The sequence below is a fragment of the Pseudomonas sp. MPB23 genome (assembly GCF_046605395.1).
GTDB lineage: Bacteria > Pseudomonadota > Gammaproteobacteria > Pseudomonadales > Pseudomonadaceae > Aquipseudomonas.
This window is the reverse complement of the sequence record NZ_CP176771.1, coordinates 658,310-679,524: the sequence shown is the minus strand read 5'-3', so window position 1 is coordinate 679,524 and position 21,215 is coordinate 658,310. Positions and strand designations below refer to the sequence as shown.

General features: G+C 63.7%; 17 protein-coding genes. 15 read left to right on the top strand and 2 right to left on the bottom strand.

Features of this window, described 5'->3' with window-relative positions:
- The first annotated feature begins 102 nt into the window (after positions 1-102).
- From ACLH0J_RS03030 to ACLH0J_RS02965, 14 genes are all read left to right on the top strand, one after another.
- The gene (locus ACLH0J_RS03030) at positions 103-1,707 is read left to right on the top strand and encodes a glycosyltransferase family 39 protein (RefSeq protein WP_411390388.1); all 1,605 of its coding nucleotides are present in this window, start codon (positions 103-105) and stop codon (positions 1,705-1,707) included.
- A gap of 33 nt (positions 1,708-1,740) precedes the next feature.
- Positions 1,741-1,986, top strand: coding sequence for a DUF2789 domain-containing protein (locus ACLH0J_RS03025; RefSeq protein WP_411390387.1), 246 nt, complete (start codon positions 1,741-1,743; stop codon positions 1,984-1,986).
- Between the two features lie 220 nt (positions 1,987-2,206).
- Positions 2,207-2,638, top strand: a complete 432-nt coding sequence (locus ACLH0J_RS03020) for a MarR family winged helix-turn-helix transcriptional regulator (RefSeq protein ID WP_411390386.1) — start codon at positions 2,207-2,209, stop codon at positions 2,636-2,638.
- The gene (locus ACLH0J_RS03015; RefSeq protein ID WP_411390385.1) at positions 2,635-4,707 is read left to right on the top strand and encodes an FUSC family protein; all 2,073 of its coding nucleotides are present in this window, start codon (positions 2,635-2,637) and stop codon (positions 4,705-4,707) included. The genes ACLH0J_RS03020 and ACLH0J_RS03015 overlap by 4 nt, the downstream gene beginning before the upstream one ends.
- The gene (locus ACLH0J_RS03010; protein WP_010565350.1) at positions 4,704-4,913 is read left to right on the top strand and encodes a DUF1656 domain-containing protein; all 210 of its coding nucleotides are present in this window, start codon (positions 4,704-4,706) and stop codon (positions 4,911-4,913) included. Before ACLH0J_RS03015 ends, ACLH0J_RS03010 begins: the two co-directional genes overlap by 4 nt.
- Positions 4,910-5,800: an efflux RND transporter periplasmic adaptor subunit gene (locus ACLH0J_RS03005; RefSeq protein WP_411390384.1), complete on the top strand. Its 891-nt coding sequence runs from the start codon at positions 4,910-4,912 to the stop codon at positions 5,798-5,800. The genes ACLH0J_RS03010 and ACLH0J_RS03005 overlap by 4 nt, the downstream gene beginning before the upstream one ends.
- On the top strand, positions 5,797-7,239 hold the full coding sequence (locus ACLH0J_RS03000) for an efflux transporter outer membrane subunit (protein WP_411390383.1): 1,443 nt from the start codon (positions 5,797-5,799) through the stop codon (positions 7,237-7,239). Before ACLH0J_RS03005 ends, ACLH0J_RS03000 begins: the two co-directional genes overlap by 4 nt.
- A 96-nt stretch (positions 7,240-7,335) precedes the next feature.
- The gene (locus ACLH0J_RS02995; protein WP_411390382.1) at positions 7,336-7,968 is read left to right on the top strand and encodes an NADH:ubiquinone oxidoreductase subunit N; all 633 of its coding nucleotides are present in this window, start codon (positions 7,336-7,338) and stop codon (positions 7,966-7,968) included.
- A 137-nt stretch (positions 7,969-8,105) separates the two neighbouring features.
- Positions 8,106-9,602, top strand: a complete 1,497-nt coding sequence (locus tag ACLH0J_RS02990) for a YdgA family protein (RefSeq protein WP_411390381.1) — start codon at positions 8,106-8,108, stop codon at positions 9,600-9,602.
- Between the two features lie 296 nt (positions 9,603-9,898).
- Positions 9,899-12,379, top strand: a complete 2,481-nt coding sequence (pgaA, locus tag ACLH0J_RS02985; RefSeq protein WP_411390380.1) for a poly-beta-1,6 N-acetyl-D-glucosamine export porin PgaA — start codon at positions 9,899-9,901, stop codon at positions 12,377-12,379.
- A gap of 12 nt (positions 12,380-12,391) precedes the next feature.
- Positions 12,392-14,389, top strand: coding sequence for a poly-beta-1,6-N-acetyl-D-glucosamine N-deacetylase PgaB (pgaB, locus tag ACLH0J_RS02980; protein ID WP_411390827.1), 1,998 nt, complete (start codon positions 12,392-12,394; stop codon positions 14,387-14,389).
- 2 nt (positions 14,390-14,391) lie between these two features.
- Positions 14,392-15,732 (top strand): poly-beta-1,6-N-acetyl-D-glucosamine synthase, encoded by a 1,341-nt coding sequence (gene pgaC / locus ACLH0J_RS02975; protein ID WP_411390826.1) that lies wholly within the window; start codon positions 14,392-14,394, stop codon positions 15,730-15,732.
- 2 nt (positions 15,733-15,734) lie between these two features.
- Positions 15,735-16,217, top strand: a complete 483-nt coding sequence (pgaD, locus tag ACLH0J_RS02970; RefSeq protein ID WP_411390825.1) for a poly-beta-1,6-N-acetyl-D-glucosamine biosynthesis protein PgaD — start codon at positions 15,735-15,737, stop codon at positions 16,215-16,217.
- A gap of 163 nt (positions 16,218-16,380) precedes the next feature.
- Positions 16,381-16,998 (top strand): amidase, encoded by a 618-nt coding sequence (locus ACLH0J_RS02965; protein WP_411390824.1) that lies wholly within the window; start codon positions 16,381-16,383, stop codon positions 16,996-16,998.
- A 66-nt stretch (positions 16,999-17,064) separates the two neighbouring features.
- Here ACLH0J_RS02965 and ACLH0J_RS02960 read toward each other — a convergent pair whose 3' ends face one another.
- A complete protein-coding gene (locus ACLH0J_RS02960; RefSeq protein WP_411390823.1) occupies positions 17,065-17,874 on the bottom strand; it encodes a sugar phosphate isomerase/epimerase family protein in 810 nt (269 codons plus the stop codon).
- Positions 17,875-17,889: 15 nt separating this feature from the next.
- A complete protein-coding gene (locus ACLH0J_RS02955; RefSeq protein ID WP_411390822.1) occupies positions 17,890-19,233 on the bottom strand; it encodes an MFS transporter in 1,344 nt (447 codons plus the stop codon).
- Between the two features lie 238 nt (positions 19,234-19,471).
- Here ACLH0J_RS02955 and ACLH0J_RS02950 point away from each other — a divergent pair, with 238 nt between their 5' ends.
- Entirely contained in the window at positions 19,472-21,205 is a 1,734-nt protein-coding gene (locus tag ACLH0J_RS02950; RefSeq protein ID WP_411390821.1) for an FAD-dependent oxidoreductase, read from the top strand.
- Positions 21,206-21,215: the final 10 nt, after the last annotated feature.

Genomic DNA, 21,215 nt, shown 5'->3' with positions numbered 1-21,215 from the left:
ACACAAAATGCCGATTTGTCCGATTCAAGCAGCGAGCCAGAGGCTTTTGTCCTAGAGTGGCGGTGTTTGTGCTTAGGCAATCAGAGCAGCAGGGGAATCGAGGTGCGTCGGTCGGTGGTGGAGCAAGACGAAAAGGTGTCAGCGTTGCCTGTATTTCAGCGCCTCGGGTGGGAGGACGCCGCCTGGATCAGCCGACTGTGGTGGGTGCCGATCCTGGCATTGGCCCTCGCAGTGCGGTTTTACAAGCTGGCGTCGGCGGCGATCTGGGGCGACGAAGGCTCCAGCCTGCTGCTCAGCGAGTACGCGGCGAGCGATCTGTGGTTTCACGCCGCCCATGATGTGCACCCGCCGCTGTATTTCTTCCTGCTGCGCGGTTGGATCGGGCTGTTCGGCGACGGCATCTGGTCGATTCGCGGCATGAGTGCCCTCCCCGGCGTCGTGGCCGTCGGCCTGGGCATCTGGCTGACGCGGCAACTGTCCACCCGTCGCGCCGCCGTGCTGGCCGGTATCCTGCTGGCGCTGCTGCCGACGGCGGTGCGCTACAGCCAGGAAGTGCGCATGTATTCGCTGCTGGGCGTGTGGGTGCTGGGCGCTACGCTGGCGCTGGTGTACTGGGTACGTCATCCCGCGCGCACGCGTTATCTGGTGGCTTATGTACTGTTGATGAGCGCCGGGTTCTATACCCATTACTTCACGGCGCTGTGCGTGCTGGTGCACTGGGCCTACCTGGGGCTGTTGAGTACCACGCGCTCACCGGGCCCGCGGCTGATCACGCGCCCGGCCTGGTGGGCGGCCAACGCCATGATTGTGCTGGCGTACCTGCCCTGGCTGCCGAACCTGCTGGACCTGGTGCGGCATGTCGAACAACTCAAGGTGGGCGGTGACATTGGCTGGGAAGCGCCGGTCGATGTGTTTTCCCTGCCGTCGATGATCTGGCAGTTCGTGCAGCAGGACGAAGGCGTCGGCTTCTGGCCGCCGTTGTTCTGGGCGTTCCCGCTGCTGCTGATCGCCGTGGTAGGCGTCACCGCCTGGCGCGATCGCGGGCGCTATCGGCCGGCCGGCCTACTGGCGCTGTTTTTTCTGCTGCCGCTGATGCTGGTGTATGGGGTGTCGTTTTTCTCCCCGGTGTTTATCGAGCGCTATCTCACCGTTTACGCCCTGGGCCTGCCGATCCTCGTGGCCGTGGCCATCGACCGCTTGCCAAGGCGCCTGGCATTGCTGGGGGCGGCGTTGTTGGTGCTGTTCGTGGGGGCCGAACTGGTGGGGTTGAATAACAATTTCACCGTGGATGAACAGGACCAATTCAACAGGCCGGTGGAGTTCGTCAATCGCAATTACCACGAAGGCGATCGCATCGTCCTCAGCGACATGATGTGGTACCTCAGCTACGTGTATTACGACCAGACCGACGCCCAACTGCAGCTCTACACCCCGCCCAAACCCGACGGCACACCCACGCGGCCGAACGCCTACGGCTTCGGCACCCTGGTGGACCAGGACGGCGGGCGCATCTACCTCGACCGTCTGTCGGCATTGCCCGCCGACACCCGCCGTGTGTGGCTGATCAGCAGCACCGACATGCCCGACGATTTTGCCCCACTGCCCGAGGGCTGGCGCGAGCTTGGTCGCCAGGACGGCGGCGGCGCGAGGGCGCGCTTGTTTGGGGTGTGCAACATGCCGCAGCCGCTACCCGAAGGTTGCCGCTAGACTCAGGTAACGTTGTTCTATCAGGAGCTCACCATGGAATCGCCAGTGCACAGCTTGCCGTCATTGTTCAAACAACTGGGTTTGCCGAACGACGCGGTCAGCATCGAGCAATTTGTGGTCGCCCATTCACCGCTCAAACCGGAATTGAAACTGGCGGATGCGTCGTTCTGGACGGACAGCCAGAGAGCGTTCTTGCGCGATGAGATTCTGGAGGATGCGGATTGGGCGGAGGTGGTGGATGGGTTGAACCTGATGTTGCGCGGCGGGCGAGGGGTATAACAATCCGATGACAGGTGAAAAAATCCGAGCCTCATTCGCGCTCTCGGCGTCTTGAGCGCGTCGGATTTTGCCGACGCGCCGCAACCAAGTGGCGCGGCACCCACCCATCCGCAAATGTGTTTCAAAACTTGACGGCCTTGGTGCCATCGAGCATATTGATAGTTAGCAAACTAACTGTATGCGAACTATTTCAGTGCCTCGATCCCTCGAACAACTCCAGATGAACCTCAGCAGCAGCATGGTGGTGGGCGCCCGTAACTGGCGCAAAATCTGCCAGAGCACGCTGGTGAGCTACGGTATTTCCGAAGCCTGCGCCGTGCCGTTGTTGATGATCGGCCGCTTGGGCGACGGCGTGCATCAGGTCAAGGTGGCCCAGGCTTCGGGGATGGAAAGCCCATCGCTGGTGCGCCTGCTCGACCGACTGTGTCATGACGGCTACGTGTGTCGCACCGAAGACGTCCACGACCGCCGCGCCAAGGCCTTGAGCCTCACCGCGCGCGGCCGCGAGTTGGTGCAGGCGGTGGAAGTGCAACTGGTGCGCCTGCGCCGTGACGTGTTGGCCGATATCGCACCGGCGGACTTGGAGGCTGCGCTGCGCGTGCTACGCGCCTTTGAAGCCGCCTATCAACACCCAACGGTCGTGGCCCCTTGAACGGATTTTTTACCGGCATGCCGCCGGCGAAGGACTGGTTCTACGGCGTACGGACGTTTGCCGCGTCGATGATCGCGCTGTACATCGCCATGCTCATGCAAATGCCGCGTCCGTATTGGGCGATGGCCACGGTGTACATCGTCTCCAGCCCGTTTGTCGGCCCCACCAGTTCCAAAGCCTTGTACCGCGCCATCGGCACCTTCATGGGCGCGGCGGCGGCGGTGATTTTCGTGCCGATGTTCGTGCAGTCGCCGTACCTGCTGGTGGTGGTGATTGCCCTGTGGACGGGCACCTTGCTGTTCTTGTCCATGCACCTGCGCACCGCGAACAATTACGCGCTGATGCTGGCCGGCTACACCTTGCCGCTGATCGCCCTGCCGGTGGTGGATAACCCCCTGACGGTATGGGATGTGGCCGAGGCGCGGACCGAAGAAATCTTCCTCGGCATCGCGGTCGCGGCGGTGGTGGGCGCGATGTTCTGGCCTCGGCGCCTGATGCCGGTGTTCGACGGGTCGGTGGCCAAGTGGTTTTCCGATGCCCAGGTCTACAGCCAGCGGTTTCTCAGCCGCACGGTGCAGCCGGGCGAAGTCAGTGCCCTGCGCGGTGGCATGGTTGCCACCTTCAACACCCTCGAATTGATGATCGGCCAACTGCCCCACGAAGGTGCGCGGTCGCAGACGGTGCGCAATACCAAGGAATTGCGTGGGCGCATGATCCACCTGCTGCCGGTGGTGGATGCCCTGGACGATGCGTTGTCCGCCATCGAACACCGGGCGCCGCAGTTTCTCGATCAACTCAAGCCGCTGCTCGAGGCGGCCAACGAATGGCTGCAAAGCACCACCAAAGCCGCACCGCTGGAACGCTGGCGCGCCCTGCGCGATCGACTCGACGCCCAGCAACCCGAGGGCGAGGCGCTGGACGATCGCCACACGCTGCTGTTTTCCAACGCCCTGTATCGCCTCGGCGAGTGGATCGACCTGTGGCAAGACTGCCGAAGCCTGCAAGCCGCCATCCAGTGCGAAAGCGAAGACACCTGGCGCGCCGTCTATCGCCACTGGCGCCTGGGCCGGCTCACACCGTTCCTCGACCGCGGGCTGATGTTCTACTCGGCGTTTTCCACCGTCACCGCCATCATCGTCGCCTCGGTGCTGTGGATTCTGCTGGGCTGGACCGACGGCGGCAGCGCGGTGATCCTGGCCGCCGTCGCCTGCAGCTTCTTCGCCTCGATGGACGACCCGGCGCCGCAGATCTACCGGTTCTTTTTCTGGACCGCCATGTCGGTGCTGTTCGCCAGCCTGTATCTGTTCCTGGTGCTGCCCAACCTGCACGACTTCCCCATGCTGGTGCTGGGGTTCGCCGTGCCGTTTATCTGCATCGGCACGCTGACGGTGCAGCCGCGTTTCTACCTGGGCATGCTGCTGACGCTGGTGAACACCTCGTCGTTCATCAGCATCCAGGGCGCCTATGACGCCGACTTTCTCAACTTCACCAACGTCAACCTGGCCGGGCCGGTGGGCCTGTTGTTCGCGTTTGTGTGGACGCTGATCGCGCGGCCCTTCGGGGCCGAACTGGCCGCCAAGCGCATGACCCGTTTCAGTTGGAACGACATTGTCAGCCTGACTGAACCGGCGACCCTGGCCGAGCACCGGCACCTGGCTGCGCAGATGCTCGACCGCCTGATGCAGCACCTGCCGCGCCTGGCCATCATCGGCCAGGACACCGGTGTCGCCCTGCGCGATCTGAGTGTGGCGCTGAACCTGCTCGACCTGCTGGCCTACTCGCCGCGCATCCTCGGCGTGCCACGGGTACTGCTCGACCAGGCGGTCGAAGGCGTGGGCGGTTACTACAAGGCGTGTCTCAAGGCGGGTGAACGCTTGCCGGCGCCGGGTGGTCTGTTGATGACCCTCGATCGCACGCGCCGCGCCCTCAGCGACCAGGGCCTGCGAGACGACACCCGCCTGCACCTGCTGCATGCGCTGGCGGGCCTGCGCCTGGCGTTGTTGCCCGGCGTGGAATTCATTGGCGGCGCCGATGTGGAAGCGCCGCTGCCTGATGGAGCGCCTTTATGATCGGTGATCTGGATATCAGCGGGGTCTTCCTGCCCACGCTGCTGGTGCTGATGGGCATTGCGTACGTGTTGTTTCTGGTGGTGCACGGGTTGTTGAACCGCGTCCACTTCTATCGCCTGGTCTGGCACCGGGCATTATTCAATGTGGGGCTCTACGCGCTGTTGCTGGGCGCGGTGGACTCACTCAGTCGATACCTGATGACATGAAAAAACCTTTTTTGACCATCGGCCGTGTAGTCCTCACGTTGTTGATCGTGACGTTCGCGGTCGTCGTGGTGTGGCGCATGGTCATGTACTACATGTTCGCGCCCTGGACCCGTGACGGCCACATTCGGGCCGACATCGTGCAGATCGCCCCGGACGTGTCCGGGTTGATCCAGCGCGTCGACGTGCGCGACAACCAACTGGTGAGCAAAGGCCAGGTGCTGTTCGCCGTCGACCAGGACCGCTTCAAGCTGGCTCTGCGCCAGGCCCAGGCCGCCGTGGCCGATCGCCAGGAAACCCTGGCCCAGGCCCAGCGCGAGTACAAGCGTAACCGTGGCCTGGGCAACCTGGTGCCGATCGAACAACTGGAAGAAAGCCAGTCCCGCGTCGCCCGCGCCCAGTCGGCCCTGGCCGAAGCGCAAGTGACGGTGGACTCGGCCCAACTCAACCTCGACCGCTCGGTGATCCGCAGCCCTGTGGACGGCTACGTTAACGACCGTGCACCACGCGCCCAGGAATTCGTCACCGCCGGGCACCCGGTGCTGTCAGTGGTGGACAGCAACTCTTTCCATATCGACGGCTACTTCGAGGAGACCAAGCTCGACGGCATCCACGTCGGCATGGGCGTCGATATCCGCGTGATCGGCGACGGCGCACGCCTGCACGGCCATGTGCAGAGCATCGTCGCCGGTATCGAAGACCGTGACCGCAGCAGCGGCGCCAATCTGTTGCCCAACGTCAACCCGGCGTTCAGTTGGGTGCGCCTGGCCCAGCGGATTCCGGTGCGCATTGCCTTCGACGACGTGCCGGCGGACTTTCGCATGATCGCCGGGCGCACGGCGACGGTGTCGATCATTGGCGACAAGCCCAAGGACGGAGCCCAGCCATGAAACAGCTTGTGGCCACTGCCGCGTTGGGTTTGCTGCTGTCGGCCTGCCAAGTGGTGGGTCCGGATTATCAATTGCCGGACAAGGCCGCGCTCAACCGTGGCGACCTGCAAGGGCCACTGGCGGGCGAAGGCAGCAACGTGGTGTCGGCGCCGGTGCCTGCTGACTGGTGGAAGCTGTACCAGGACCCGCGCCTGGATGAACTGGTGCGCCAGGCCATGGCCTCCAACACCGACCTGCGCGTGGCGGCGGCCAACCTGCAGCGCTCGCGCTATCAGGTGCAGCAAGCCGAATCCGCCGGCGGCTGGAGCGCCGGCGCCAAGGCCGAGGCCCAGCGCCTGCAGGAATCGGGCGAAGCGTTTTTGCTGGCGGATAAAGTCCCGGTGGCGAATATCGGCAGCGTCGGCATCAGCACCTCCTACCAGTTCGACCTGTTCGGCACCTTGCAGCGCGGCATCGAAAGCGCCCAGGCCAGCGCCGATGCCGCCCAAGCCGCCGCCGACATCGCCCGCATCACCCTGGTGGCCGATGTGGTGCGGTCTTACACCCAGGTGTGCGCGGCCAACGAAGAGCTGGCGATTGCCAACGAATCCCTGGACCTGCAAGCCCAGAGCACCCGGCTCACCCAGCGCCTGCGCGACGCCGGGCGCGGTGATGAAACCCAGGTGACCCGCTCGCAAACCCAATACAAATCCTTGCGCGCCGACATACCGCGCTACGAAGCCGCGCGCCAGGCCGGGTTGTTCCGTCTGTCGATGCTGCTGGCCAAACCGGTGGAGCAGTTGCCGGCGGGCACCGGGACGTGCGCCGAGCTGCCGCACATCGCCCAGTTGCTGCCGGTGGGCGACGGCGCGGCGTTGCTCAAGCGTCGCCCCGATGTGCGCCAGGCCGAACGCCAATTGGCGGCCGCCACCGCCCGTATCGGCGTGGCGACCGGCGCGCTGTACCCGGACATCAGCATCGGTGCCTCCATCAGTACCGTGGGTATTCTGGAAAACCTCGGTCAGCCGGCCACCAACCGCTGGGGCTTTGGGCCGCTGATCAGTTGGTCGGTGCCGACCAACGGCGCGCGTGCGCGTATCCACGAGGCCGAAGCCGCGACCCAGGGCGCCCTGGCGCACTTCGACGGCGTGGTGCTCAACGCCATCCGCGAAACCCAGACGGGCCTTGCGCAATACACCGCACAGTTGCAACGCCGCGACGCCCTGGCCGAAGCCGACGACTCCGCGCGGGAAGCCGCCGACCAGACCCACCGTTTCTTCCAGGCCGGCCGCGCGTCGTTCCTGGCCGACCTGCAAGCCACCCGCACCTACACCGATGTGCGCGCACAACTGGCGGCGGCCAACAGCCAGGTTGCCATGAGCCAGATCGATCTGTTTCTGGCCCTGGGCGGCGGTTGGGAAAGCGGACGAACGCAAGCCTCGCAGGCCGGCAAACCCTGAGCGACTAGCTATGCTTTGACAGGCGAGTCGCGCGGCTTTTTGTCCGGCCGGCGGTTCGCTTGACACTGCTCGCGTTTGCTCATGGGGATTCCAATAATGAAAAACCCTTATGCTCCCGCTTTCTGGTGCGTGTTCTTCGCACTGGTGCTGTTATCGGCGACTTACTTCTACGGCGTCATGCTCGCCCATCAAATCGACAAGGCCATGGTCTTCCTCGACAGCGCGTGCCTGGTGATCGGTACCTTGTCGATTGGCGTGGTCGCCTGGGCGTCCTACCAAAACCTGCGGGTGAAGAAAAAGCTCCTCGAACAAGGCAAGACCCGCGTGGCGATCTGGGACACCAAGGTCGCCCTGCGCCGGGTCGAGACGGTCTTCGACCGCTATTTCTGGGGCAGCTATTGGCAGCCCGGGCGCACCTTCCAGGAAGTCATGGGCGACCTCACCGGCACGCCCCTGGAAAAGAGTCTCGAAGTCCTGAAAAAACAATGCGTGGTGCTGGATCGACAGGTCGCCGAAGGTAGGCACTGGCTGAATAACGCGCGGGAATTGTCCGACGTCGCCACGCAGATGGCCCGTGAGCGCTACCAACTGGACTTCTGCGATCCCAAGGTCGACACCCCCGGAAATGCGGTGATCCACCGTGAATTCGAGGTGCTGGTGTACACCTGGACTGCGCGCCTGAAGAGTTTCGATCACCAACTCGACGAAATCGAATTGGAATACTCGTGAACCAACGGCCGACCTGAACCCTCTGAAAAGCTGGGCCGTTCGCGGCCGCCAGTGCTAATCTTCCCCCCGTTTTCAACCCCCCTCTCGGGGGTCAAGGAAGACAGCCCACTTCTCACAGGATTTGATCAGGTCACTTCATGAATAAGCCAGCCGTTGTTCTCTTGGGTTTCGTTGTCGCCGTCGGCGTCGTCAGTGCAGGCGGTGCCTGGTACACCGGTAAGCAACTGGAGCCCGTGCTGCAAACGGCGGTTCAGGATGCCAACAAGGAACTGCAGCGCTCCATGGCCGGCGTCGACGGCAGCCTTGCCCTGGAGCTGGTGTCCCTGGAGCGTGGTTTGTTCAGCAGTACCGCACACTATCGCCTCAAGGCGCAGGGTTCGTTCTTTGGTGAGCAGAATCCCAATCCCGAACTTCTGTTCGTCGACCATATCGAACACGGCCCGCTGCCGTTCTCGCGCCTGGTGTCGCTGAAATGGCTGCCGGTCATGGCCACCAGTCACTACGCGCTGGAAAAGAACGCCACCAGCGAAAAATGGTTCGCCGCCGCCAAGGACGTGTCGCCGCTCAAAGGTGTCGTCAATATCGGCTACAACCGCTCGGTCAACGGCAATCTCGAACTGCTGCCCCTGGAGTTCAAGGACGACACGTCCTCGGTGAGCTTCTCCGGCGCCAACCTGGACGTGGACAGCACCGCCGAGGGCAAGAAGGTCAAGGCGGATGGCTACATGAACAGCCTTAAAGTCGCGGTGATCGACGCCAATGGCGCGCCGTTCGACGTTGAGTTCGCCGGCTTGACCGTGGCCAGCAATGTCGAGAAATCCACCTTCGGTTTCTACACCGGCCAGAACACGATTGAGCTGACCGACACCAAGCTGACCTTCGGCCCGCAGAAGGCCGTGCTGACCCTCAAGGGCTTCGAGCAGAAAGACAGCAGCGAAATCAAAGAAAACAACATGGACGGTCGCGTCGACTACAAGATCGACGAGATCGGCTACCAGGGCAAACCGGTCGGCTCCGCCGCCATGGCCGTGAGCTTGAAGAACATCGACGTACCGTCGAGCCTGCTGCTGACCAAGCTGTACCAGGACAAGATGCAGCCGGTGCAAGCCGCTGCCGCCGCCGGCGAACCGGTGCCGGAGTTGCAACTGACCGAAGCCGAGCAGGCCCTGGCCGAAGCCAACGTCAACCAGTTGCTGGCGGCCAAGCCCCATCTGGCGCTGGAAAACCTGTCGCTGAAAACCACCCACGGCGAAAGCAAATTCAGCCTCGTGGTGGACTTGGCCAAGCCGGCGTCCATGGAGCTGCCGCCGGTTGAACTGGGCAAGCAGATGGTCGCGCTGTTGGACGCCAACCTGACCCTGTCCAAGCCGATGATCGCCGACGTTGCCGCCCTGCAAGCGCAGGTGAGTGGCGTGACCGACCCGCAAGCCATCGAGCAGCAATCCCAGATGGCCAGCGAGATGGTCAGCGGCATGGCCGTTGGCACGCAACTGGCGACCCTGGTGGGCAGTGACGTGGTGTCCAAGCTGCATTACGCCAACAATGAAGTGACCTTCAACGGCCAGAAGATGACCGTCGAGCAGTTCATTGGTTTTGTGATCGCCAAAGTCGGTTCGGTGAGCGGCGCGCAGTAAACATCTTCACATCGGTCAAAAAAGCATGGGGGGCGCGGGGTTACCCGCGATAAGGGTCAAAGGGTCGACGCATAAGTCGCCCGAGCGCCGTTATCGCAGGTAAGTCCGGCCCCCATTTGTATTTCAGAATCACGGGGCAAATCTGAACAAATGTTCCGGTTTGTGCTTTTTGATTCAGACCTCGCCGATAGTGATCCCAGGAAAGCCTGGCCGGGTCATCAGACGTCGGCACCCTGAGGTAAATCGCTCAGGACCACCTATCGTTAAAGCTTTCCGTGTGTAAGGAAGCTCACGATATGTTGCGAAACCTCCCCCTCAGTGCTTCAGGTCGGTTGCGACTGCTCATCGGGATCGCCTTGTGCAGTCAACTGCTGGTACCCGCGTTTGCCAAGGCCGATCCGGCCTACGACGCCCTGATCATCCAGGCGCGCAATGGCAACTTCACCCCCGCGCTCATGCAACTTCGTCAGCTCTCCAGCGAACGCCAGACCCCGGGCCAGGTCAGCGATCATCTGGTCATCGCCGGGTGGGCCGGGCAGGACGCCGAAGTGCTGCAGGTGTACGAGGCCCAGGGTAAACATCGCAACCTGAGCACCCAGGCGCTGGCCACCGTCGCGCGCACCTATCGCAACCAGAAGCAGTGGGCGCAGGCCGAGGCGGTCTATCGTCAGGCGCTGTTGCGCGAGCCGAACAATGTCGACTTGCAATTGGGCCTGTCCCTCACCCAGGCCGATGGCGGCCAGGCCAGCGAGGCCGTGCAACGCACCCGCGCGTTGGTGGCCGCCAAGCCTGACGATCCCAACCGGCGCATGGCCCTGGGCTACGCGCTGACCCGTGCGGGCTTGAACTACGACGCGCTGCACGAATTCGACCAGGCGTTTATCCGCGCCGGCGACAAACCTGATGTGGCCCGCGAATACATCGTCGCCCTGCAAAAAGCCCGTCTGCCGGAGCCGGCGTTGCGTCTGTCGGCCCAGCGCCCCGGCCTGTTGGACGCAGTCACCCAGCGCCGCCTGGAAGGCGACCTCGCCGCCGAGCGTGTGCGCATGGCCGAGTTCGCCACGCGCACCGAACAGGAACGCTATGTCATCGCCGACCGCGCGCTGCAGGATTACGACCGCCTGCTCGCCCGCTGGACCCCGGAGCCCAGCGCCCACGACGACGTGGTGACCTGGCGCATCGACCGCCTGGGCGCCCTCAAGGCGCGGGCGCGCATGGCGGACGTGATCCGTGAGTACGAAACCCTCAAAGGCGAAGGCGTGCAATTGCCGACCTACGCTGTGCGCTGGGTGGCCGCCGCCTACCTCGACCAGCGCGAGCCGGAAAAGGCCGAGCCGCTGTATCGCCAGGCGCTGACCGCAGCGGACGCCGACCCGGCCGATCGTGTCGAAGACAGCACCGCGCTGTTCTATGCCTTGCTCGAAAGCGACAAGGTAATGGAAGCCCGCGACGTTGCCAGCAACCTGGCCAACCAGGAAAAACCGCGCGTCGAACTCAAGGGCCTGCCGATCGGCAACCCCAACGACAGCTGGATGGACGCACAACAACTCGCGGCCCAGGCCGGCACCTACGGCGGCGATCTGCCGGGCAGCGAAGCCGGCCTTGAAGCCCTGGTGGCCAGGGCGCCGGGCAACGTTGGCCTGCGCGTGGCCCAGGCCGACATGTACCGCGCCCGTGAATGGCCGCGCCGCGCCGAAGGCACCCTCAAGGAAACCGAAACCCAGGCCCCGCGCGATATCGGTCTGGAGGTGAGCCAGGCCTACACCGCCATGGACCTGCAGGAGTGGCGGCAAATGGATACGCTGACCGATGACGTCCTGGCGCGTAACCCCGACAACCGCCAGGTGCAGCGCCTCAGCCGCCTGCGCGATGTGCACGACATGGCCGAACTGCGCGTCGAGGCCTACACCGGTAAAAGCTATGGCGGCGGCAATAACCAGGATGCCGGTGCGGTGAGCGGCAGCCGTGACTGGGGCATCGAAAGCGTGCTCTACAGCCCGCCTATCGACGAAGACTGGCGCGTATTCGCCGGCGCCGGATACGCCACCGCCGACTTCACCGAAGGCACCGGCCAACACCGCTGGCAGCGCGTGGGCGTGGAGCGGCGCACCCGTGACATGACCCTGGAAGCCGAGGTGTCCAACCATTCCTATGGCTTCGGCAGCAAGCAGGGCGCGGCGGTGTCGATGACCCGCGACATCAACGACAACTGGCAATACGGCGCCAGCCTTGGCTACCTGCTGACCACCACGCCGCTGCGGGCATTGAACGCCGACATCACTGCCAACGGCGGCAGCGGCTTTATCCGCTGGCGCGCCAACGAAAGCCGCGAGTGGAAACTGTCCCTGAGCCCGTCTCATTTCAGCGATGGCAACGACCGGGTCGAAGCCTTGCTCACCGGCCGCGAAGGCGTCTACAGCTCGCCCCATGTGCAAGTCGACCTGGGCCTGGAAGTCGGCGCCAGCCGCAACAGCAAGGAGGACACGGTGTACTTCAACCCCAGGTCCGACTTCAGCGTGTTGCCCACCGTCAACATCAACCATGTGCTCTATCACCGCTACGAGACCCAGTGGAGTCAGCAGTTCCAAGTCGGTGCGGGTACCTACAGCCAGCGGGATTACTCCACCGGTGGCGTCGGTCTGATCGGTTATGGCCAACGCTTGCGCTGGAACGATGTCCTGGAAGTGGGCGCCAACCTCAGCCTGATCAGCCGACCCTACGACGGTGATCGCGAACGCGATCTGCGCCTGCTCGTCGACCTCACTTACCGTTTCTAGAAGAGCCTGACCATGACCGTCCTCAGCCGTTGCTTGTTGGTCCTGGGTGTATTGCTGGCCAGTGCCTGCGCCCAGCAACCCGCGCCGTTCACTCCACCCGCCGAGCGGCCGACCCCGGCCAACGAAGCGCCGTGGCCGAAAAACCACTTCCTGGGCATTGCCTACCACGACGTCGAGGACCGCGACCCCGATCAGGCGGTGGTGGCGGTGCGTACCGAACGGTTGATCGAGCAGTTGGCCTGGCTGCGCGAAAACGGCTATCAGCCGGTGAGTGTCGACCAGATCCTCGCGGCGCGCCGTGGTGGTCCCGCGTTGCCGTCCAAAGCCATCCTGCTCAGCTTCGATGACGGCTATTCGAGCTTCTACACCCGCGTGATGCCGATCCTGCGTGCCTATCGCTGGCCGGCCTTGCTCGCGCCGGTGGGCACCTGGATCGACACGCCGGCGAACCAGCCGGTGGACTTCGCCGGTTCACCACGGCCGCGCGGCGAGTTCCTCACCTGGCAGCAGATTCGCGAAGTGTCGCAGTCCGGCCTGGTGGAAATCGCCGCCCACACCGACGCCAGTCACAAGGGGATTCTGGCCAACCCCCAGGGCAACCTGGAACCGGCGGCGACCTCCCTGCGCTTTGACCCGGCCACCGGTCGCTATGAAAGCGAGGCGCAGTTCCAGGCGCGGATGCGTGCGGATGTGGTGGCGATCTCCAACAAGATCCGCACCGTCACCGGCCAGGCACCACGGGTGTGGGTGTGGCCCTATGGCGCGGCCAAGGGCACCTCGCTGGCGATCGTCGGCGAGCACGGCTATGAGATGGCCCTGACCTTGGATGACGGCCTCGACAGCTCGGGAAGCCTGATGAACAGCCCGCGCTTCCTGGTGGCTTCCGACCCGGACGGCGAGCATTTCGCCAACAGCATCGTTGCGGTGCAAACCCAGGCGCCGCTGCGCGTGCTGCATGTGGACCTGGACAACGTCTACGACCCGGACGCGGCCCAGCAGGCGCGCAACCTCGACCAACTGGTGCAGCGCGTGGTGGACATGGGCGCGGGCACCGTGTTCCTGCAAGCCTTCGCCGACCCTAAGGGCGACGGCTTGGTGCATGAGCTGTACTTCCCCAACCGCCACCTGCCGGTGCGTGCCGACCTGTTCAACCGCGTCGCCTGGCAACTGCATACCCGTGCCCATGCCAGCGTGTATGCGTGGATGCCGGTGCTGAGTTTCGCCCTCGATCCCAAGCTGCCGCGCGTGACTCGCTGGGACCCGCAAACCGGCCAGGTCGGCCTCGACCCGGATCAATACCAACGCCTGTCGCCGTTCGACCCGCAGGTGCGCAAGATCATCGGCGAGATCTATGAAGACCTGGCGCGCAACAATGCCATCGACGGCGTGCTGTACCACGACGATGCGCTGCTGTCGGACTTTGAAGACGCCAGCCCCGCCGCGCTCAAGGCCTATGCCGCCCACGGCCTGCCCGCCAGCATCGCGGCCCTGCGCGCCGACCCGGCGGTGATGCAGCGCTGGACGCGGTTCAAGAGCCGCTACCTGATCGACTTCACCCAGGAGCTGACCGCCAAGGTGCGCGCCATCGGTGGGCCGCAGGTGCAGACCGCGCGGAATATCTTCGCCGAACCGATGCTCAACCCGGCCAGCGAAGCGTGGTTTGCACAGAACCTCGACGATTTCCTCCAGACCTACGACTGGACCGCGCCCATGGCCATGCCGCTGATGGAAGGGCAGGAGCTGAAGACGTCCGATGCCTGGTTGGAAAAACTGGTCGCGACGGTCAAGGCACGCCCCGGGGCACTGCAGCGCACAGTCTTTGAACTGCAAGCCAAAGACTGGCGCACCAAGACCGCGCCCGATATCGACGGTGCGCAGATGGCGCAATGGATGGGGGTGCTCAAACGCCAGGGGGTCACGAGTTTTGGTTATTACCCGGACAACTTCCTGGAAAACTCACCGGACCTGAACACCGTGCGTCCGGCTCTTTCCAACCAATGGAACCCTTGACCATGTTCGACAGAATCCTGGCGTTATTCGTATTGGCACTGGTGTTGGGCGTGCCCCTGGGCCTGATCTTCCTGGTCACCGGGCAGTTCCTGATGGACTTCGTGTTTTTCTATCCGCTGTTCATGTCGGCGCTGTGGATCGCCGGCGGCTTGTACTTCTGGCTGCACTGGGAACGCCACTGGCCCTGGGAAGACGACACCCCGGCGCCGACCCTGGCCGGCAACCCACTGATCTCGATCATCATCCCTTGCTACAACGAAGAGGAAAACGTCGCCGACACCCTGGAGGCGGCGCTGGGCCAGGTGTACCCGAATATCGAAGTGATCGCCGTCAACGACGGCTCCAAGGACAACACGGCGGCGGTACTCGATGCCCTGGCCTTGCAGCACCCGCGCCTGCGGGTGTTGCACCTGGCGCAGAACCAGGGCAAGGCGGTGGCCTTGCGCATGGGCGCGGTGGCGTCGCGCAGCGAATACCTGGTGTGCATCGACGGCGACGCGTTGCTGGACAAAAACGCCGCGGCCTACCTGGTCGCGCCGATGCTCGACAACCCGCGCCTGGGCGCCGTGACCGGCAACCCGCGCATCCGCACGCGCTCGACCTTGATCGGCCGTGTGCAGGTGGGCGAGTTCTCGTCGATCATCGGTTTGATCAAGCGCACCCAGCGGGTGATCGGTCGGATCTTCACGGTGTCCGGTGTGGTAGTGGCGTTCCGTAAAAAGGCGCTGGATCGCATCGACTACTGGAGCACCGACATGATCACCGAGGACATCGACGTCAGTTGGAAGCTGCAGCTCGATCACTGGAGCATCTTCTACGAACCCCGCGCACTGTGCTGGATCCTGATGCCGGAAACCGTCGGCGGCCTGTGGAAGCAGCGTCTGCGCTGGGCCCAGGGCGGTGCCGAGGTGCTGTTCAAGAACATCCGTGGCATCTGGCAGTGGCGTCATCGCTACCTGTGGCCGCTGCTGTTCGAATACTGCTTGTCCACCGGCTGGGCGTTCACCTTCATGCTCTCGGTGATCTTCTGGAGCGTGGGCAAGTTCATCCCGCTGCCCCAGGCGATTGCCGTCGAGTCGCTGATGCCGCCGGCGTTCACCGGGCTGGTGCTGGCGATGGTCTGCCTGCTGCAGTTCGCGGTGAGCATCCTGATCGACCGACGCTACGAAAAAGACCTGTGGAAAACCCTGTTCTGGACCGTGTGGTACCCGATGGTGTTCTGGCTGGTGAGCCTGTTCACCACCTTGGTCAGCTTCCCCAGGGTGCTGTTCAAGCAGCACCAGAAGCGTGCGCGCTGGGTCAGCCCGGATCGCGGCATCAAACCTGTTAAAGAGGAGGTGTGAGCATGAAACTGGTCAGAACCCGTCAACGCCCGGTGATGTGGATCATTGATGTGCTGTTGACCCTGGTGGCCTGGGCCGGGTTGATCTGGTTGCTGGCGCGAGGGATCGGCTCGATGCTCGACACCCATGGCGGCCCACGCTTCGAGGCGCCGATTTTTGCCGCGATCAACACCTTGCAGGTCTACCTGTGGATCGCGGTATTCAACGCCTTGATCCTCATCAGTTGGGCCCGCTACCAGCAACGCCGAGGCCGCCAGTTCGCCCGGCGTCGCGCCGAAGCCCGGGCCTTGACCGACAAAAACCTCAGCGACAGTTTCAGCCTGGCCGAAGGCGAACTGGAGCAACTGCGCCGGCCGGGGGTGCTGGTGATCCACAACGACGAAGAAGGGCACGTCTCGCAAGTGAAAGCCCATGTCTCCCGCGATGTGGAAAAACCGGGGTTGACCCTGGTGCCGGGCCAGGATCAAAACAAGGACGCCAGCTAGCTGCTGTGGTTGGGGCGGCGAATCCCCGCTCGCGCATAACGTGAGCGCCCGGTTTTTATTTTGCCCAAGGCGCTCGTGCGGGTTTCGGGCGATCTGACCCTGGCGTAAAGTCGCGCCCGACAACCTGTCATCCCCCTGCATTCATCACATGGAAGCGCTATCAATGGACCTGAAATTTCTCGCCCTGTGCAGCACGTTGTTGCTGTCCGCCTGCAATCACCAGCCTTGGGTGCCTTACGTCGACCCGCCCGTCGGCAGCGACACCGCCAGGCTGCGCGTGATCACCAATGGCGAAGTGCGGGGCGGTGCGTACACCGGCTGCGTCGGCAATGAACAAGGCCTGGCCAGGGCCGGACGCTTCGGCAGTGATGGCCAGCCCAGCATCAACTACCCACAGTCGCCCGTGACCCCGCCGCAACTGAGCATGCCGCCCCGCAAGCTGCCGACCCTGGATCAATACTTGGGAGCGATCCGCATGGCCGAAGGCGCCTACACCGAGATCGTCGCCGAGTATCGGGTGCCGGCCGGCACGCCGTTTGTGCTCAAGCGCGAAGCGTTGGCCGCCGGTGTCGACGGCCAACGCTATTTCCAATGCGCCGCCGATACCCAGGTGGTTACCTTCGAGAAAGGCAAAGACTACGAACTCTATACCGGGATGAAATATGCCAATGCGCCGGATGGCAGCGTGTCGCGGCGCTGCCTGTTCCTGATTTACGAATTGTCGGCGGGCACCTTCATGCCGATAGCGGCGACCGCGCCGGCCGAGCGTGCGTGTCGATAAGCCAGACTTCCCGTGTCGTCGTTGAGCGTCTTCGCGAGCAAGCTTGCTCCTACAAAAAAATCTGCGTTATGCCGGCTCGAGCGTGGCTTTGGCGGCGATCAATGCCGAGCGCGCCCATGCTTCCACGCCGACTTGCGCCACGTGCTGCTCGTTCGGGATCTCGATGCTGATCGGCAGCTCGGCCGGCAGTGATTGCCAGATCCGCCGCAAGTCGATGGCGCCTTCACCCGGTAGCAATCGCGCGTTGCGTGCGGCGTAGATCAAGCCTTCGTCAGTCGTTGGGCGCTGAGCCGGGCCATCGCAGATCTGGGCGTAGTGCAGCCACTGCGTGGGAATCTTCGCGATGTCCTCGACGCGGCTGTCGGAGCGGTCGAAATGCAGCGCGTCGATCAGGATGCCGCCGTTGGCTTGGTCTGCCTGGCCGACGACACGCAAGGCGGTGGTCAGGTCGGGCACGGCGGTCCACGGCATGAATTCCAGATCGGCGCTCAAGCCATAGGGCCGCATGGCCTCGCAGAGACGCGCGTAGTTTTCCACCAGCCGGCCGAACTCGGCATCGTCGCCTGCAATGAGCACCGCACGCGCGCCGAGCCGCTCTCCGACTTCAAAGAAGGCGAGGTAATCCTGCACGTTGAAATCGGCGTTCAGGCGGATCAGCTCCAAGTCAAAGATGCCGACGCCGGTGTCCGCCATGCGCGCCAACGTTTCGGCGAGCAGGGCCGGGTTGTCCATCAAGGGATAGGCCAGCGCGCCCGGTGCCACGGGCAGCAGGCGCAAGCCGGCATAGCGGTAGCCCGTGCGCGCCGCCAGATCGACCATTTGCGCCGGGTTATGGTAAAGGGCGGTCAGATGAGCCAGTGAATAGGGTGTGGACATGGAAACTCCTTGGTCTTATTTCTGCGGGGCGGTTTGCAGGGATGAGTGGCCGTGGCGACCTTTGATGATCATGGCCAGCACGCCGAGTGATGAAGGCAGGAAAATGAACAGGAACACTTGGCTGAAACTCCAGTTCGCGGCCAGCATCAATGCGCCGATGCCGGCACCGCTGATGGCGCCGAATCGGCCGATGCCGGTCGCCCAACTGACGCCGGTGGCGCGCATGGCGGTCGGGTAGAACTGAGTCGCCAGGGCATAGCTGCCTGTGTTGACGCCATTAATGAAATAGCCCAACAGCAGAATCAGGGGGCAGAGCACTTCCATGGTCGGTTGCTGCAGGGCGATCAGGACGGCGCTCAGGCCGCCGCCCAACAGCGTCAGGCCCACGACGACATGGTGATCCCAGCGGTCCATCTTCATGCCGGTGGTGAAGTTGCCGAGCACGCCGCCCACTTGCAGCAATGAACCGATGACGGCAGCCTGGCCCATGCTCAGGCCCGCGTCCCGGCTGAGCAGCGGCAACCAACTGGACAGCAGATACATGGTCAGCAGGCCCATGAACAAGGTCACCCAGATCATGCAGGTGCCGAGTCGATAGCTGGGGGCGAACAGCGCCGCGACCGAGCTCTTGTTCTGGACCTTTTCCTCGGAGCTGTAGAACACCGTGGTGTTATCGGCGATGCCTGGGGCGATCTGGTTCACGACACGCAGCAGGCGAGACTTGAAGCGTGCATGTTGCGCAAGAAAACCGATGGACTCCGGCAGTGTCGCCAGCAGCACCAGAGCGAAGGCGATCGGTAATACGCCACCGACCACCATCACCGAGCGCCAGCCGAAATGCTGGATCAGCCATTCACTGCCCAAGCCGCCCAGCGCCGCGCCGATGGTGAAACCGCAGTAGATGCCCGTCACCATGTGCGAACGCCGGCGCCGTGGGCCGAATTCCGAAACCAGGGTGGCGGTATTGGGCATCGACGCGCCGAGCCCGACGCCCGTCAAGAAGCGCAGGACGGTGAGGCTGGTCACGTCAACCGCATAGGCGCAGGCCAGGCTCCACAGGCCAAAGAAAAACACCGAGCCGATGATCACCGACTTGCGCCCATAACGGTCGGCCAGAGGGCCTGCCGCCATTGCGCCGAAGGCGAGCCCCAGCAGGCCGGCCATCATCACGGGCCCGAGCGCCTGGCGGGTGATGCCCCAATCGTCGATAAGCGCCGGTGCTACAAAGCCGATGGAGGTGGTGTCGAAGCCGTCGAAGGCCAGGACGATAAAGCCCAGCACCACCACAAGCCATTGCCGGGCCCCCATGGGCCGGGTATCGAGAAAGGTGTTGACGTCCACGCGCGGTGAGCAAGGCATTGGAGCCTCCTGTTCTTGTTTTTGTTGTTCTAGACGACGGTCAGTGGCCGACGTTCGCAAAGTGACCGGGTGAAATTAGCATGATTGGAATGCCATTCCAATAGTGAAGTGTCTTCCTTGTTTCTGCGTCATGACCCTGATCCGGTTTCTTGGCGGCGCTGTCTTGTGGGTGCGGTCAAATTGAATTATTTTGTGGAATGTCATTCCAAAACAATTCAAAAACCGGAAGGTACCGATCATGATCACCCGCTTGTCGCAGATCTCCGAAGGTGAAGCCTTTGACATTGTTGTAGTCGGTGCGGGCGGCGCTGGCATGTCCGCCGCCTTGTTTGGGGCGATTAATGGCGCCAAGGTGCTGCTGGTGGAAAAGTCTGAATATGTCGGCGGCACGACGGCTTTTTCCGCGGGCACCACGTGGGTGCCCAACAGCCACCACGCCCGCTCGGTCGGCGCGCACGACGACAGCCTGGAGAAAGCCGCTCATTATCTCGATCTGGCCGTGGGCGATCGTTCGAGCCCGGCCCTTCGCCGCGCGTTCCTGGAAAACGGCCCGCTGGCGGTCAAGTGCATCGAGGACAACTCGTCGGTGCGCTACCGCGCCAGGCCGTTCCATCCCGACTACATCTCCGACCTGGAAGGCTCGACCCTCAAAGGCCGCGCCCTGGAGCCACTGCCGTTCGACGGTCGCCAGCTCGGTGACCGCTTTGCCCTGATCCGCCCACCGATTCCCGAGTTCACGGTGTTGGGTGGGATGATGGTGGACCGCGATGACGTCAACCACTTGCTGGGCATGAGCAAGTCGTTCAAGTCCCTGCGTCACAGCATCAAGCTTCTGGTTCGCCAGGGCGTCGACCGCCTGCGGCATTCACGCGGTACCCGCCTGGTGATGGGCAATGCGCTGATCGCCAGCCTGCTGCAATCGCTGGATCAACGACGCGTACCGGTATTGACGCAGTGCCAGATGGACAGTGTGGAGCCGGGCAGTGACGGCATCGAGGCGATTGTCCTGTCGCAGCAGGGGCTCAAACGGCGGCTGCGGGTCAAAGGCGGGGTCATCCTCGCCTCGGGTGGCTTCAACCGCCATCCGGAGCGGCGCAAGGCGTTGCTGCCGGGCATTGATGTCAAATGGTGCCCTGGCGCCAGCGGGCACACGGGCCAGGCACATGATGTGGCGCAGGGCGTGGGTGCGCGCTATGGCAAGCCCGGCCTGAGCAATGCGTTCTGGGCACCGGTGTCCACGCGCAAGCGGGCCGATGGCAGTCTCGCGGTGTTCCCGCACTTCATCCTTGACCGAGGGAAGCCGGGGATGATCACGGTCAACCAGCAGGGTAAACGCTTTCTGAACGAGTCGACCTCTTACCACCTGTTCGGTATTGGCATGCAGAAGGCGGGCGTGGCGCCAGCCTATCTGGTCACCGATGCGAAGGGCTTGCGTCAGTACGGTCTGGGCATGGTGCGACCTGGGGGCAAAGGCCTCAAGCCGTTCCTCGAGGATGGTTATCTGACTGAGGGCGCGAGCCTGGCGGCGTTGGCTGCGCGTCTGGGCATCGACGCCAGCGGGCTTCAGGACAGCGTGCGGCGTATGAATGAATATGCCCGGACCGGCGTCGATCTCGACTATCAACGGGGTACCACCGACTATCAACGGGCCAACGGCGATGCGAGCAACACGCCCAACCCCAACCTCGGCGCCCTCGGCACTGCACCGTTCTACGCGATCCGCCTGTACCCCGGTGATATTGGCGCGGCAACCGGCTTCGCGACCGATGCGAAGGGGCGCACGCTGGACGATCAGGATCAGGTCATCCCCGGGCTCTACGCCATCGGCAACGACATGCATTCGATCATGGGCGGTACCTATCCGGGCCCGGGGATTACTTTGGGGCCTGGGCTGACGTTTGCGTATCTGGCGGCGGGCCATGCGGCGCAACGGGCGAAAGCGCCGGCCAAGGAGGCGGTGCTGGCGCCGTGACGCCGTGCGG